The sequence below is a fragment of the Conexibacter sp. W3-3-2 genome, from assembly GCF_009707605.1.
In the GTDB taxonomy this organism is placed as follows: Bacteria; Actinomycetota; Thermoleophilia; order Solirubrobacterales; family Solirubrobacteraceae; genus Paraconexibacter; species Paraconexibacter algicola.
This window is the reverse complement of the sequence record NZ_WLYW01000001.1, coordinates 4,147,688-4,161,036: the sequence shown is the minus strand read 5'-3', so window position 1 is coordinate 4,161,036 and position 13,349 is coordinate 4,147,688. Positions and strand designations below refer to the sequence as shown.

The following is a 13,349-nucleotide window of genomic DNA, read 5'->3' as shown; positions in this document are numbered from 1 at the left end:
ACTAGGCCTGCTGGAGCAGCTCGAGGGAGACCGTGATCGTGACCTCGTCGCCGACGACCTTGCGGCCGCCGGGAGCCTCCATGTTCCAGCTGAGGCCGAAGTCGTGGCGGTCGACCTTGGCCTCGAGCTCGAGGCCGAAGATCGTGCCGGCCGGGCCCTCGGTGGTCTCGGTGTACTCGCCGGTCGCGACGACGGGCTTCGTGACGCCCAGGAGCGTGAGCTCGCCGGTGGCGGTCGCGGTGCCGTCGGGCGAGAGGGTCAGCTCGCGGGAGACGAAGTCGATCGTCGGGTGGTTGGCGACGTCGAAGAAGTCGGGCGACAGCAGGTGGCCGCGGAAGTCCGGCTGGGTGACGTCGATGGACTCGACCGGCGCGCGGCCGACGAGGACGCCCGCGTCGGCGTCGAAGCTGCCCTCGACCTGCTCGAAGCCGGCCCGGAACCGGCTGACGATGTGCTTCACGGAGAAGCCGACGGACGAGTGGACGGCGTCGATCGTCCAGGTGCCGGTGATCGGGGTGGTGGCGGTGCTCATTGGGGGTTCCTCTCGGGGGCTCAGACGGGGTTTCAGAAAGTGGACCGTGGTCCGTTCTTGCGGTAGAGTAGGCGGACCGCAGTCCGTTTGTCAAGCTCCTGCGGTGAAGGAGCTGTGAAGCCCATGTCCGACCTCCCCGTCGTCACCCCGCTGCCCCTGCGCGACGAGCGCGACCTCCCCCTCGCCGGGGGCGAGGTCCGCGAGCGCTGCGACGCCGCCCGCAACCGGCGGCGGATCCTCGCCGCGGCCGAGCAGCTCGTCGCCCGCGAGGGCGCCGCGGCCGTCTCGATGGATCGCATCGCCGCCGCCGCCGGTGTCGGCAAGGGCACCCTGTTCCGCCGCTTCGGCGATCGCGCGGGGCTGCTGCGCGCCCTGCTCAGCGACCGCGAGGCCGCGTTCCAGGAGGAGCTCATCCGCGGCGAGCCACCGCTCGGGCCGGGCGCGCCACCCGCCGAGCGCCTGCTCGCCTTCGGGCCTGCCTACCTGCGCGAGCTGCAGGGCTACGCCGAGCTGCTCGCCGCGGTCGAGGCCAGCCACGACCCCGCCATGCGGATGCGCAGCGCGCCCTACCAGGTCTACCGCACGCACCTCACGCTGCTGCTGCGCGCCGCCGCCCCCGCGCTCGACGCCGACTACCACGCCGACGTGCTGCTGGCCTCCGTCTCGGCCGGGTTCATGATGCACCAGCGCGACGACCGCGGCATGGAGCTCGAGCGCCTCTCGGCGGGCTGGACGCAGCACGCCGCCGCGCTGCTCGGCGCCTGAACCCGGGCCCGCTCCCGGACCGGCCGACCCGATGATCTAGGGTGCCGGTATGCCTCTGGTACCCACGGTGGTCGAGCGCTCCGCCCGAGGCGAGCGCGAGTACGACATCTTCTCCCGGCTGCTCAACGAGCGGATCATCTTCCTCGGACAGCAGGTCGACGACCAGATCGCGAACCTCATCGTCGCGCAGCTCCTGCACCTGGAGTCCTCGGACCCCGACAAGGACATCTCGCTGTACATCAACTCGCCCGGCGGGTCGGTGTCGGCGGGCCTCGCGATCTACGACACGATGAACTTCATCAAGCCGCAGGTCGCCACGATCTGCTGCGGCATCGCGATGTCGATGGGCTCGCTGCTGCTGATGGGCGGCGCCCCCGGCAAGCGGATGTCGCTGCCCAACAGCCGCATCCTCATCCACCAGCCGTCCTCCCCGGGCTACGAGGGCCAGGCCTCCGACATCGAGATCCACGCCAAGGAGATCCTCAAGACGCGCGCGCGCCTCGAGGAGATCTACGTCAAGCACACCGGCCAGAGCCTCGAGCGCATCCACGAGGACATGGAGCGCGACCGCTTCTTCAAGCCCGAGGAGGCCAAGGACTACGGCCTCATCGACCGGGTCATCTCCCAGCACTGACCCCGCCGGGCGCCCCGGGACGTCCGGGGCGCGCCCGTCCCGGTCAGCCCGGGACGGCGACGGGGTGCTCGATCGCGCCGAGCCCCTCGATCTCGATCCGCACGACGTCGCCGTCGGCGAGGAAGACGCGCGGGTCCATCGCCGAGCCCACGCCACTCGGCGTGCCCGTGAGGATCAGGTCCCCCGGCTCGAGCGTGTTGGTCTCCTGCAGGAACGCCACGAGCGTCGGGACGTCGAAGACGAGGTCGTCGGTGCTCGTGTCCTGCCGCAGGTCGCCGTTGACCCAGGTCCGCAGCCGCAGCGCGCCCGGGTCCGGGATCTCGTCGGCCGTCGTCACCCACGGCCCGAACGGGCACGCGCCGTCGAACCCCTTGGCGCGCGTCCACTGCGGCTCACGGCGCTGCAGGTCGCGCGCGCTGACGTCGTCGGCGACCGCGTAGCCGGCCACGACGCCGTCGGCGCCCATGACGATCGCGAGCTCGCCCTCGTAGTCGAGCCGCCGCACGACCGACGGGCACACCACGGTGTCCGACGGGTTCGCGGCGCTCGACGGCGACATCGTGAAGACGATCGGGAACTCCGGGGTCTGCAGGCCCTGCTCCTCCGCGTGGGCGCGGTAGTTCAGCCCGATCCCGAACAGGATCCGCGGCCGGTGCGGGGCCAGCAGGGTCACCTGCGCGAGCGGGAACGCGGCACCGGCGGCGGGGGTGCGGTCCCCGCTGGCGAGCCGGTCCAGCACCGTGGTGCCGTCGTCGAAGGCGATGACCTCCTCGCCGCGGACCTCCCCGGCCAGCGGGTCGCCGCCGGGCGGCACGAACGTCGCGAGCTTCATGCCCGCGAGGCTAGCGGCTACCCGTCCAGGCCGATGATCGCGAGGATCCCCTGGACGAGGTCGCTGACCGTTCCGACCGTGCCGACCGGCAGCGACGGGGCGCTGACGCCGCCGACGTCGAGGATCGCCTCGTCGAGCCGCGTGACCGCGTCCTCGAGCGCGGTGCGGGTCCGGTCGAGGTCGCCCTGCGAGCGGCGCAGGGCGTCGAGCAGCGGGCGCTGGCGGCGCTCGACGGCGGCACGCCGGCGCGCGTCGGCGGGCCGCTCGCGCTCGATCCGGGCGACGGCGTCGGCGGTCTGCTGCCCGCTCGCGCGCAGGTCGGCGACGAGGACGTTGAGGTCGTAGCGCAGGTCGAGCAGGAAGCGACGCAGCTGCGCCGGGGTCTCCGCGGGGGCGCCGACGACCCCGGAGGCGGTGGCGTCGAGCCGCGCGACCGCGTCGGCGGCGGCCTGCGCCTGGCTGCGGGCGCGGCTGCGGGACGCGTCGAGGCGGTCGAAGGAGGCGGTGCCGCCGCGGGCGGTCACGCGCAGCACCGCGGTCGAGGCGCGCCCGTCGCGGACGCGGCCGAGCGCGGCGCGCACGCGGTCCCCGATCCGCAGTCCCCCGGGCTTCAGGACCCCGGTGCTCGCGCGGATGCCGCGCGCCTGCGGCACGCGCACGCGCACGAGCGGCGTGGCGACGCGCAGGGCGCGGCGGCCGGTCTCCCCGACCAGCACCGGCACCGTGGCCGTGGTGCCGCTGACCGTGGGCTCCCCCACGACGGTGCCACGGACGGTCGTGGCACCCGACGCGGCGGTGGGCAGGGCGAGCAGCGCGGCGCACGCGGTCGCGGCGCAGACCATCCGTGGACGGGACATGACGGGCGCCTCCGGGGGCGGGATCGTGGGACGGGCGGCCGGGCGCGACGACGGGGTGGGACGCGTCGCGCTCAGCGTAGGCGAAGGGTACCCGGCAGCGGGCGGGACGACGCGCGGCTCAGGCCGCGCGCAGGTGCCGCGAGCGCGCGGCCTTGCGGCCCCGGGCGGCGTGCCGCTCGATGTAGCGCGCGAGGTCGGCGGGCCGCTCGCGCTGCGGGTGGTGGCCCATGCCCTTCCAGATCTCCACGTGCGCCTGCGGGAGGGCGCGCTGGAGCGCGTACGCGTGCGCGGGCGGCACGAGCGCGTCGTGCTGGCCCCACAGCGCCGCGACCGGTCCGGCGAACTTCACGGGGCGCTTCGGGAAGCCGTTCTCCGACCGGCCCGCGGCCGCGATCGCCTCGCACGCGGTGCTCACGCCCGGCCCCGACTTGAACGCGCGGCGACGCACGCGGTCCATCAGGTCCTTCGACGGCAGGCGGTGGTGGGCGACGAAGGTCGTGTACGCGGCGGTGACGGTCAGCGGGTTGACCAGCGCGAGCGGCAGCGCCGCCTCCGCGGCCTGCCGGACGAAGGGGAGCGTCACGAGCTCGCTGAGGTAGATGCGGCCGTAGCCGGCCGGCGCCAGCAGCGCCAGCGCGTGGACGTCGTGGCTGCGCTCCGCCACCGCGGTCGCGACCGCGCCGCCGAGCGAGTGGCCGACGAGCGTGCAGCCGCCCACGTCGAGCTGCTCCATCCCCTCGACGACCGCCTCCGCGTAGCCGCTGATCCGCGGGCGCGTCGGCAGGTCCGAGCCGCCGAAGCCCGGCAGGTCGATCGCCACGCAGGGCCGGTGCGTGTCCCGCGCGAGCTGGTTCCAGCCCTCGCTGTCGTCCAGCAGGCCGTGCAGGAGGACGAGCGGGCGCCCCGTGCCGCCCCAGCGGCGGACCCGCAGACGGCGCCCTCCGGAGAGGCGCACCTCCTCGATCGTCATCTGACGCTCCTGCTGCTGACCCGACATGACCCCCCTTTCGGCACCGTGGGTGCCGAAGCTTGAGTGCGACCGACCTGGATTCTGCCCGCCGGGCTACCCGGAGTGCGTCGTGGTCACACGACAGGGACTTGCGCAGCGCGTGTCCCGTGCCGATACAAGTACCCGGCGTCGATGGTCCGCTTCCCCGCACTGCTCCTGCTCCTCTGCCTGCTCGCGCTCGGCGCGGCGCCCGCCCGCGCCGCGCAGGCCCCCGTGCCGGGAGGGTGGCCGTACGCCACGTTGCAGCTCGGGATGCGCGACGCCGAAGGTGGCGCGGGCGCACTGCGCGACCTGGCGCCGCTGGGGCTGCGCTACCACTACCTCTCCGGCGGCGCGAACACCGGCAGCGGCTGGACGTCGTGGACGAAGGGGGACGGCTCGTTCGTCCCCGCGTTCATCGCCGACAGCGTCGACCACGGCATGACGCCCGTCTTCAGCCTCTACCAGCTGCGCGAGACGCGGCCCGGGCGCGACATGGAGGAGCTCGCGGGCTTCCGCGCCAACTGGGGCAGCACCGCCACCATGCGCTCGTGGCTCACCGACCTGCGGCTCGCGCTGCAGCGGATGGGCTCGACCGGGGCCCGGACCGTCCTGCACGTCGAGCCCGACCTGTGGGGCTACCTGCAGCGCGACGCCCGCGACGACGACCCGACGACCGTCACCGTCGCCGTGGGCCGCACGGGCCTCGCGGAGCTGCGCGGCCTGCCCGACACCGCTGCGGGCCTCGCGCAGGCCGTCGTGCGGCTGCGCGACCGCTACGCCCGCAACGTGCTGCTCGGCTACCACCTGTCCGTGTGGGGCAGCGGCGACGACGTCACCGCCAGCGACTCCTCCGACGCGCGCGTCGACGAGCTCGCCGCGAAGTCCTCGACCTTCCTGCGCCGGCTCGGCGCCCGCTGGGACCTCCTGTTCGCCGAGTTCGCCGACCGCGACAACGGCTACCGCCGGGTCCGCGACGGCGACGGGGGCGCGAGCGTCTGGACCGACGCCGACTTCCGCCGCCACGCGCGGTTCATCGGGCACGTCGGCGCCGCCACCGGGCTGCGGACCGTGCTGTGGCAGACGCCCCTGGGCAACTCGACGCTGGACGACACGCCGGGCCGCTACCGGGACAACCGCGTCGAGTGGCTGCTCGGACCCGGCGGCGGGGAGCGCCGCCGCCAGTACCTCGACGCCGGCGTCCTGGCGATCCTCTTCGGCAAGGCGTTCCCGGACGCCACGTGCGCCTGCGACGACGACGGCGACGGGCGACCGGACGACGGCGGCGTGTTCGCGCGGCTCGCGCGCGGCTACGTGCAGCGCGGCGCGACCCCGCTGCCCGGCGCCACCGGGCGGCCGTCGGCCGCCGCGCCGGTCCGCACGAGCCGGCCGCGGCTGCGGATCCGGTCCGCCCCGCGCGTGCGCACCGTCCGCCGCGGGGGCACCCTGAAGGTCGACGTCCGCGTAACCGCCTCCTCGACCGCGCTGACGACGGTCGTCGCGCAGCTCTACCAGCCGGGCGGCCGCACGCCGCTGCGCCAGCACGCCTTCCGCGCGCAGCGCCTGCGCGGCGGGATCGCCCGCCGCTACGTCGCGACGTTCCGCATCCCGCGCACCGCCCGGACCGGGACGTGGCGCGTCAAGGTCGGGGTCTTCGACCCGGACTGGCAGACGCTCTGGGGCTGGCAGCCCGAGGGCGGTCGCGTCACCGTGCGCTGAGCGCGGCCGCTCAGGCGTCGGGGCGCGGGCGCACGCGGATGACCGAGTCCGCGACGCAGGCGGGCCGGGTGCCGCCCTCGACCTCGACGGTGAACCGCTGCACGACCTGCCACCAGCCGTCGCCGCGGTCGCTGACCGCCGCGAGCTCGAGCACCGCGCGGACCCGCGCCCCGACCGGGACCGGGGACGGGAACCGCACCCGGTCGTAGCCGAGGTTCACCCCCAGCTCGAAGCCGTCGAGGCCGACGAGCTCGTCGCGGAACCCGTCGATCATCGACAGCGTCAGGTTGCCGTGCGCGATCGTCGTCCCGAACGGGCTCTCGCGCGCCGCCCGCTCGACGTCGGTGTGGATCCACTGCCGGTCGCCGCTGAGCGTCGCGAACGTGTCGACCATGTCCTGGTCGACGGTCCGCCACGCGGTCGGGCCGAACGTGTCCCCGACGCGGGCCTGCAGCTCCTCGACGCTCATCACGGTGCGATCCTCGCACGGCTCAGGTCCCCGCGGGCGCGGCCGATGACCGGGGGGATGTGGGACGACGACACGCGGCTGCGGCCGGAGCAGACCGTCGAGCTGACGGTCGCGGGCCTCGGGCCCGTCGCCGCGCTCGTGCTGCGCACCGTGCCCGGCGCCGCCGAGCTCGCGCCCGCGGTCGTTCCCGGCGTCCCGCCCGGCCGCTACCTCGCCGGGCGCCGCTGCCGCACGCCCGCGGGGGCCGGCACGCTGCTCGCCGCCCCGCGACCGGACGGCAGCGTCCGCGACGACGTCGTCCACCTCGTCCTGGACCCGGTCGCGGCCGCCGCACCCCGCTACGCCGGGGGCGCCGCCGCGTACACCGCCGTGCGCCCCCACGCCCCGGAGCGCCAGCGCCGCGCGTCCGAGCGGATCGTGCTCGAGCGGCCCGTGCTCGTCGTGCCGACCCGGACCGGGAACGGCTGGATCGACGCGCGGACCGCCGACCTCTCCGCCGGGGGCGCCGCCCTCGTCGACGTGCCGTCGCTGCGCGCCGGCGACCGGCTGCGCCTGCTGCTGGAGCTCGGCCCCGGGGCCCTGCTCGACGGCGGCGGCGAGGTCGTGCACCGCGACGGGGACGGCCGGGCCGGCGTCCGCCTGGACCGCCTCTCGGCGCGCGACCGCGCCGTCCTGGACCGGTACCTGCGCGCCCGGCAGGCCGCCGCGCTCGCGGAACTGCGCGCGCTCGCGTAAGAGCGGTGGCGTCGGTCGGGGCGCCCTGCGACCATCGGCGACGTGCAGCTGCTCCTCGACGCGTTCTCGATCATCGCCGCCGCCGGTGGCGGCACCTCCGGCTTCAGCGGCGGGGGCGGCGGCGGGGGCGGCAGCTCGTTCTCCGGCGGCGGCTCGAGCAGCGGCAGCGGCGGCGGCAGCCCCTGGATCATCGTCGTGATCGTCGTGCTGTTCCTGATCGTCACCGTCATCGGCTGGATCAGCGCCTACCGCCTGCGCCAGCGGCGCGCCGCCCGCGTGCAGCGGGTCACCACCGCCAGCGCCGAGGCCAGCCAGGACGACGCGTACTTCGCCGCCGACGTCGTCACCGCGCAGGCCGCCGAGCTCTTCACGACGATCCAGCACGCCTGGGGCCGCAACGACGTCACGACGCTCGCCGGGCTCGTCGGCCGCGACCTGATGGTCGAGTGGGAGCGGCGGCTGCGCGACTTCGAGCGCAAGGGCTGGCACAACGTCGTCGAGGTGCAGTCCGGCCCGCGGGTCGAGTACGTGGGCCTGGTCAACCGCGAGGACGACGCCGAGGACCGGGTCTGCGTGCGCGTCACCGCGACGCTGCTGGACTACGTCGAGACCGGCGGCGGCAGGCGCCTCACCCGCGACGGCAAGACCTCCACGACCGTGGAGCACGCCGAGTACTGGACGCTCGAGCACCGCGACGGCACCTGGAAGCTGCTCTCGATCGAGTCCGACACCGAGGGCGTGCACCAGCTCGACGCCGCGATCATCGCCAGCCCGTGGGCGGACACCGGACAGCTGCAGGGCGAGACGCTCGTCGAGGCCGCCGTCGCCGACCGGGCGCTCGCCGGCTTCACCACCCGGGACCTCGTCGACGTCGACCTCGCCGGCGGTGCGCGCGCGCAGGCGCTCGACCTGTCGCTCGCCGACGGTCGCTTCGCGCCCGACGTGCTCGAGGTCGTCGCGCGTCGCGCGGTCGCCGCGTGGATCGAGGCGGTCGACGGCGACGACGCCGCCCTGCTGGCCCTCGCCGACCCGCAGGCCGCCGCGGTGCTGCTCTACGGCGGTGACGGCAGCGGCAGCACGCGCGTGGTCGTCCGCGGCGCCACCGTGACGAGCATCGGCATCGACGGCCTCGACCCCGGCGACGACGACACGCCCGCCAGCATGACCGTCACCGTCCAGGTGACCGGCCGTCGCTACGTCGAGAACCGCGACACCGCCGCGGTCGTCGCCGGCAGCAAGGACCGCGCGACCTCGTTCACCGAGCGCTGGACGATGGCGGTCGTGGACGGCGACGACGAGACGCCGTGGCGGCTGATCGGCGTCGACGGCTCGCCCGCCGGATAGCCTGGGCGACCCATGTCCCCGCGCACGCGCTCGATCGTCCTGGCGATCGCCGCCGGACTCGCCCTGGCCGACGCGTCGATCGTGACGCTCGCCCTGCCCGAGGTCCTCGTCCAGCTCGACACCTCCGTCGAGGGGGTCGCCGCCGTCATCGGCGTCTACGCCCTCGTGCTCGCGGTCGCGCTCGTGCCCGTCGAGCGCCTGCAGCGCACGCACGGCGCACCGCTCGTCGGGGCGGCCGGCATGGCGCTGTTCGGCCTCGCGTCGCTGCTGTGCGGCGTCGCGGGCTCCGTCGTGCTGCTGCTCGTCGGCCGGGCGCTGCAGGCGGTCGGCGGCGCCGCCACCCTGATCGCGGTGTTCGCGCTGCTGGAGGACGGGCACGGCGCCGACCGCGCCCACGCCAAGCGGCTGTGGCTCGGCGCCGCCGTGCTGTCCGCCGCGGTCGGCCCCGCGCTCGGCGGCGCGCTCACGCAGGCGTTCGACTGGCGCGCGATCTTCCTCTTCCAGACCCCGGTGGCGCTCGCCGCCGCGTGGGTCTGCCGCACCACCCCGACGCGTGACCCGGCGGTGCTCGCCGCCGACGACGACGCGCCCGGCCCGCGCTGGGCCGCCCAGCCGACCGTCGCGCTCGCGCTCGTGTCCGCGGCGCTCACCGCGGTGCTGTTCCTGCTCGTGCTGCTGCTCGTCGCGGGCTGGAGCGTCGACCCGCTCCGGGCCGCGCTGACCGTGTCGGTGCTGCCCGCGGCCGCGCTCGTCGGGTCGCGGATCGGCGGCGACGCGACCCACCGGGCGGCGGCCGGATCGCTGCTGATCGGCGCCGGCACGCTCGCGCTCGCCTTCCTTCCCGACGACCGGCTGCTGTGGACCGTCGCGCCGCAGGTGCTCGCCGGGCTCGGCATGGGCCTCGCGCTCCCGGCCCTCGGGGGCGAGCTGCTGCCCGAGCGCACCGGCCGCGACGCCGCGTGGCTGCTGACCACCCGGCACGTCGGCATCTTCGCGATCATCGCCGTGCTCGGGTCGATCACCGCCACGCGGCTCGAGGACGCCACCCAGCGCGCCCGGGAGCGCGGCGTCGCGGTCGCGCTCGACGCGCGCCTGCCGCCGCAGCAGAAGGTGTCGCTGGCGCCCGCGCTGCTGGGCAGCGTCGACGCGGCCGACCCGCGCGGCGCGCTGCTCGAGGCGCTCGATCGCGAGCGGGCGAGCCTCGACCCTGAGGACCTGCCCGAGTACGACCGCATGGCCAGCCGGGTCGACGAGACGCTGATCGCCGCGGTCGGCGAGTCGTTCGACGTCGCGTTCCTCGTCACCGGCGGCCTCGCGGTGCTGGCCGCGCTCGTGCTCGCGCCGAAGGCGCCGCCCCCGTCCGTGCGGACCGGCGCGCTGCTCGGCGTCACGCTCGTGGTGACCGCTGCCGCACCGGCGCTCTACGCGCGCGAGCAGGACGACCGCCGCCCGACCCCGATCGCGCTGCTGGACCCGTGCACCGCCGAGCGCCAGCTGCCGGGCAGCGGCGGCCTCTCGGGCTTCGTGCAGGACCGGGCGCTCGAGGCGCTCGACACCAGCGCCTGCGAGCTCGGGTCCTCCCGCGAGGAGCTGGTCCTCGCCCTCGCCGACCCGCAGGACGCGGACCGCTTCGAGGAGCGCTACGGGCGCCGGCCCAGCGCCGGGAACATCATCACCTCGCTCCTGTTCGGCGGTTGACGCGCAGCCGGGAGGCGTAGAATCCGTTCTCCGATGGCCCCCGTCTCGCTCAAGGGCAAGCTCCTCCTCGCGTCCCCGGCACTGGTGGACCCGAACTTCGTGCGGACCGTCGTGCTCGTCGCCGAGCACGGGGACGAGGGTGCGCTGGGCCTCGTGCTGAACCGGCCGACCGACACGCTCGTCGGCGAGGCGGTCGACGAGCTCGCGCCGATCGTCGACGAGGACGACGCGGTCTTCGGCGGCGGACCGGTCGGCGAGGAGGCCGTCATGGTCGTCGCCGAGTTCGACGAGCCCGAGCTCGCCGCCGACCTCATCCTCGGCGACCTCGGCTTCCTGCCCGCCGACAGCGACCTCGAGCGGATCGCGACCGCGACGCGGCGCGCCCGCGTGTTCGCCGGTCACGCCGGCTGGGGTCCCGGGCAGCTCGACGGGGAGCTCGAGGAGGGCTCGTGGATCGTCGTCGACGCCGACCGCGACGACGTCTTCAGCGACGACCCGGAGAGCCTGTGGTCGCTGGTGCTCGAGCGCAAGGGCGGGCCCTACGCGGTCCTCGCCCGGATGCCCGACGACCCGAGCGTCAACTGACGGGCTCGCGGCCCGCGGTCAGGGCAGCAGGGCCGCCGCCAGCGCGGCACCCGCCGCCTGCGCGGCCGCGACCGTCCCGGGCGTGATCCCGGCGTCGTGCGGGGTGCACCAGTCGCCCGCGGCCAGCACGCCGGCGGGGGCGTCGTGCAGCAGCGGCTCCGGCAGCGCCCGGGCGACGCGCGCGTAGCGCCAGCGGTGCGCCTGCAGCAGCGCGGGCTGGCGCAGCGCCAGGGCGTTGGCGGGCACGTCCTCCTCCAGCGCGATCTGGCCGAGCGCGGCCAGCAGGGCGGCGCCGACGGTCTCCGGCGGGTCCTCGAGGTGCTCGGCCGAGAACGCGGCGGTCGCCTGGACTGTCCAGCGCTCCCCGCCGTCACGGCCGGGCTTCGCGCTCTCGGCGACCGCCCAGTGGACCGGGCCGCGCTCGCGGATCGCGTCGAACGGCAGGCCGGCGGGCTCGTGCAGCGCGATCATCGCCGTCCAGCACGGCGTCATCTCCGCGGCGGCCGCGCGCTCCGCCAGGCCGGGGGCGCGGTGCGCCAGCAGCTCGGCCACCTGGGGTGCGGGGGCGGTGACCACGACGTGGTCGACCGTGTCGATCGTGCTCCCGTCGAGACCGCGCAACGTCAGCGGCCCGTCGGCGGGCAGCGGCGCGAGGTGCGTGGCCGCCCGCAGCGTCAGCCCGGCCGCGAGCGCCTTGGGCAGCGCGCTGGCCGTGGGGACGGGCACGACCCCGACGGGCTGCCACCCGAGCGCGGCCTCCACGCCGGCCAGCCGCGGCGCGAACGAGGCGAGCTCGACCCCCGCCACGTCGCGGACCTCGTCGCGGCGCAGGACCGCGCCGCCGTGGTCGAAGCCCCCGTGGTCGGTCCGGCGGCTCGACAGCCGCCCGCCCGCGCCCCGCGCCTTCTCCAGCACGACGACCTCGACGCCCGCCGCGTCCAGCGCGCGGGCGCACGTGAGGCCGGTGACACCGGCCCCGATGACCGCGACGCGCACGGCGTGCGGCCTACAGACCCTCGTCGGCGGCGGTCGGCGCGCCCGGGGCGGGCGTGGCGCCCGTGCGGGCCTCGCCGGTCACGGCGCGGTCGACCGCGCGGACGACCGACTGCGGGTCCTCGACGCCCTCGAACTTGAACAGGCCGGCGCGCTCGTCGCTGGCGACGTCGAAGTCGACGGTCCCGACCTTCAGCAGGCGCTGCAGCAGCGACTGCGTCGTGTTGGCGTTCTGGATCCGCTCGACCCGGGTCTCCTCGGTCTGGCGGTTGAGGATCCCGCGGCGGATGTGCAGGCGGCGCGTGGTGATCGTGTACTCGGTGCCCATCCGCTTGAGGTAGCCGACGGCGAGCACCACGAGGAAGGCGACGAGGAACACGACGACGGTGACCGCCACGTCGACCTCGTCCCCGGTGACGCGCGTGACGCCGGCGGCGATCGCCGCGAGCACCGCGCAGAGCAGCACGCCCTTGATGTAGAGGCCGATCGTGGCCCGCCAGGACGGGTGGCCCTGGTAGATGATCGACTCGCCCGCGCTGAGGTCCATGGGCGGGAAATCTACCCGGCCCGGCGCTCAGTCGGCCACGGCCTCCTGGAGCCGCGCGAGGTACTGCCAGCGGGAGATGTCGCGCGCCCCCAGCCGCTCGGTGTGCGGCGTCGTCATCTGGATGTCGCACAGCAGCGCCCCGCGGTCGTGCAGCAGCTCCAGCGTGCGGTAGAGCATGACGTTGCCCGCGTGCGGGACGCGGTGGAACATCGACTCCAGGAACGCCGCCCGGCGGATCGTCACCGCCACGCAGCCCGCGATCAGCTCGCCGTCGCGGTCGTGCAGCTCGATCGTGTGGCAGAGGCCCACCGCGTTCAGGCGCGCGTACAGCCGCACCATCCGCGGCGTCAGCCAGACGCCGTCGCCGTCGGCGCGCGGGCGCGCGCACCACGCGAGCGTCTGCGCGAACGCGACGTCGAAGACCAGCCGCCACTCCTGCGCCTCCGGGCGCGCCAGGCTGCGGCGCACGACGCGGCGCGTGTGCGCCAGCGCCTCCGGATCGAGGTCGAACACGCCGCGCTCCTCCGGCGAGTACCAGGGCAGCGGCTCGTCCGGGGACTCGTCGTCGTCCATCGGGAACCAGCCGGCGGCGTACATGCCCAGCACGTCCTCGAGCGGGAGGTCGTCGTCGGGCCGGCCGGACACGTCCCG

Annotated in this window: 15 protein-coding genes; 7 read left to right on the top strand and 8 right to left on the bottom strand. The window is 75.6% G+C overall.

The features are described from left to right. Nucleotide 1 precedes the first annotated feature (1 nt). On the bottom strand, nt 2-532 hold the full coding sequence (locus tag GKE82_RS19895) for a YceI family protein (RefSeq protein WP_107568779.1): 531 nt from the start codon (nt 530-532) through the stop codon (nt 2-4). 123 nt (nt 533-655) lie between these two features. Between GKE82_RS19895 and GKE82_RS19890 the strand changes: the two genes are divergently transcribed. Both GKE82_RS19890 and GKE82_RS19885 read left to right on the top strand, forming a co-directional pair. After that, nucleotides 656-1,297, top strand: a complete 642-nt coding sequence (locus GKE82_RS19890; RefSeq protein ID WP_107568778.1) for a TetR/AcrR family transcriptional regulator — start codon at nt 656-658, stop codon at nt 1,295-1,297. A gap of 49 nt (nt 1,298-1,346) precedes the next feature. Continuing rightward, a complete protein-coding gene (locus tag GKE82_RS19885; protein WP_154734518.1) occupies nt 1,347-1,931 on the top strand; it encodes an ATP-dependent Clp protease proteolytic subunit in 585 nt (194 codons plus the stop codon). Between the two features lie 43 nt (nt 1,932-1,974). Here GKE82_RS19885 and GKE82_RS19880 read toward each other — a convergent pair whose 3' ends face one another. From GKE82_RS19880 to GKE82_RS19870, 3 genes are all read right to left on the bottom strand, one after another. Next, nucleotides 1,975-2,763: a fumarylacetoacetate hydrolase family protein gene (locus tag GKE82_RS19880; protein WP_107568776.1), complete on the bottom strand. Its 789-nt coding sequence runs from the start codon at nt 2,761-2,763 to the stop codon at nt 1,975-1,977. Nucleotides 2,764-2,780: 17 nt separating this feature from the next. Beyond that, a complete protein-coding gene (locus tag GKE82_RS19875) occupies nt 2,781-3,620 on the bottom strand; it encodes a hypothetical protein (RefSeq protein ID WP_154734517.1) in 840 nt (279 codons plus the stop codon). Between the two features lie 118 nt (nt 3,621-3,738). Next, on the bottom strand, nt 3,739-4,590 hold the full coding sequence (locus tag GKE82_RS19870) for an alpha/beta fold hydrolase (protein WP_158276799.1): 852 nt from the start codon (nt 4,588-4,590) through the stop codon (nt 3,739-3,741). Between the two features lie 171 nt (nt 4,591-4,761). On the opposite strand from GKE82_RS19870, the gene GKE82_RS19865 reads away from it, so the two are divergent. Then, nucleotides 4,762-6,327 carry a hypothetical protein gene (locus GKE82_RS19865; protein ID WP_154734516.1) on the top strand — a complete coding sequence of 522 codons (1,566 nt, stop codon included), beginning with the start codon at nt 4,762-4,764 and terminating at the stop codon, nt 6,325-6,327. Nucleotides 6,328-6,337: 10 nt separating this feature from the next. Here GKE82_RS19865 and GKE82_RS19860 read toward each other — a convergent pair whose 3' ends face one another. Next, a complete protein-coding gene (locus GKE82_RS19860) occupies nt 6,338-6,796 on the bottom strand; it encodes a MaoC family dehydratase (protein WP_154734515.1) in 459 nt (152 codons plus the stop codon). Nucleotides 6,797-6,853: 57 nt separating this feature from the next. On the opposite strand from GKE82_RS19860, the gene GKE82_RS19855 reads away from it, so the two are divergent. The 4 genes from GKE82_RS19855 to GKE82_RS19840 are packed head-to-tail and all read left to right on the top strand — an operon-like array spanning nt 6,854 to nt 11,158. Then, entirely contained in the window at nt 6,854-7,531 is a 678-nt protein-coding gene (locus GKE82_RS19855) for a PilZ domain-containing protein (RefSeq protein ID WP_196189351.1), read from the top strand. Between the two features lie 42 nt (nt 7,532-7,573). Next, complete coding sequence (locus tag GKE82_RS19850; protein WP_154734513.1) at nt 7,574-8,875, top strand: TIM44-like domain-containing protein; 1,302 nt, start codon at nt 7,574-7,576, stop codon at nt 8,873-8,875. 12 nt (nt 8,876-8,887) lie between these two features. Then, nucleotides 8,888-10,573 (top strand): MFS transporter, encoded by a 1,686-nt coding sequence (locus tag GKE82_RS19845; protein ID WP_107568769.1) that lies wholly within the window; start codon nt 8,888-8,890, stop codon nt 10,571-10,573. Nucleotides 10,574-10,606: 33 nt separating this feature from the next. Continuing rightward, nucleotides 10,607-11,158 (top strand): YqgE/AlgH family protein, encoded by a 552-nt coding sequence (locus tag GKE82_RS19840; RefSeq protein WP_154734512.1) that lies wholly within the window; start codon nt 10,607-10,609, stop codon nt 11,156-11,158. Nucleotides 11,159-11,176: 18 nt separating this feature from the next. Here the strand turns inward: GKE82_RS19840 and GKE82_RS19835 are convergent, their stop codons facing one another. Genes GKE82_RS19835 through GKE82_RS19825 form a run of 3 tightly spaced genes read right to left on the bottom strand, consistent with a single transcriptional unit; the run spans nt 11,177 to nt 13,343 of the window. After that, nucleotides 11,177-12,154 (bottom strand): FAD-dependent oxidoreductase, encoded by a 978-nt coding sequence (locus GKE82_RS19835; protein WP_154734511.1) that lies wholly within the window; start codon nt 12,152-12,154, stop codon nt 11,177-11,179. Between the two features lie 10 nt (nt 12,155-12,164). After that, a complete protein-coding gene (locus tag GKE82_RS19830) occupies nt 12,165-12,698 on the bottom strand; it encodes a PH domain-containing protein (RefSeq protein ID WP_107568766.1) in 534 nt (177 codons plus the stop codon). A 27-nt stretch (nt 12,699-12,725) separates the two neighbouring features. Then, complete coding sequence (locus GKE82_RS19825) at nt 12,726-13,343, bottom strand: leucyl/phenylalanyl-tRNA--protein transferase (RefSeq protein WP_196189350.1); 618 nt, start codon at nt 13,341-13,343, stop codon at nt 12,726-12,728. Nucleotides 13,344-13,349: the final 6 nt, after the last annotated feature.

Coding starts and splice junctions, on each gene's coding strand:
- GKE82_RS19895 (WP_107568779.1), bottom strand. CDS start 532: ATGAGCACCGCCACCACCCCGATCACCGGCACCTGGACGATCGACGCC.
- GKE82_RS19890 (WP_107568778.1), top strand. CDS start 656: ATGTCCGACCTCCCCGTCGTCACCCCGCTGCCCCTGCGCGACGAGCGC.
- GKE82_RS19885 (WP_154734518.1), top strand. CDS start 1,347: ATGCCTCTGGTACCCACGGTGGTCGAGCGCTCCGCCCGAGGCGAGCGC.
- GKE82_RS19880 (WP_107568776.1), bottom strand. CDS start 2,763: ATGAAGCTCGCGACGTTCGTGCCGCCCGGCGGCGACCCGCTGGCCGGG.
- GKE82_RS19875 (WP_154734517.1), bottom strand. CDS start 3,620: ATGTCCCGTCCACGGATGGTCTGCGCCGCGACCGCGTGCGCCGCGCTG.
- GKE82_RS19870 (WP_158276799.1), bottom strand. CDS start 4,590: ATGACGATCGAGGAGGTGCGCCTCTCCGGAGGGCGCCGTCTGCGGGTC.
- GKE82_RS19865 (WP_154734516.1), top strand. CDS start 4,762: ATGGTCCGCTTCCCCGCACTGCTCCTGCTCCTCTGCCTGCTCGCGCTC.
- GKE82_RS19860 (WP_154734515.1), bottom strand. CDS start 6,796: ATGAGCGTCGAGGAGCTGCAGGCCCGCGTCGGGGACACGTTCGGCCCG.
- GKE82_RS19855 (WP_196189351.1), top strand. CDS start 6,854: ATGTGGGACGACGACACGCGGCTGCGGCCGGAGCAGACCGTCGAGCTG.
- GKE82_RS19845 (WP_107568769.1), top strand. CDS start 8,888: ATGTCCCCGCGCACGCGCTCGATCGTCCTGGCGATCGCCGCCGGACTC.
- GKE82_RS19840 (WP_154734512.1), top strand. CDS start 10,607: ATGGCCCCCGTCTCGCTCAAGGGCAAGCTCCTCCTCGCGTCCCCGGCA.
- GKE82_RS19830 (WP_107568766.1), bottom strand. CDS start 12,698: ATGGACCTCAGCGCGGGCGAGTCGATCATCTACCAGGGCCACCCGTCC.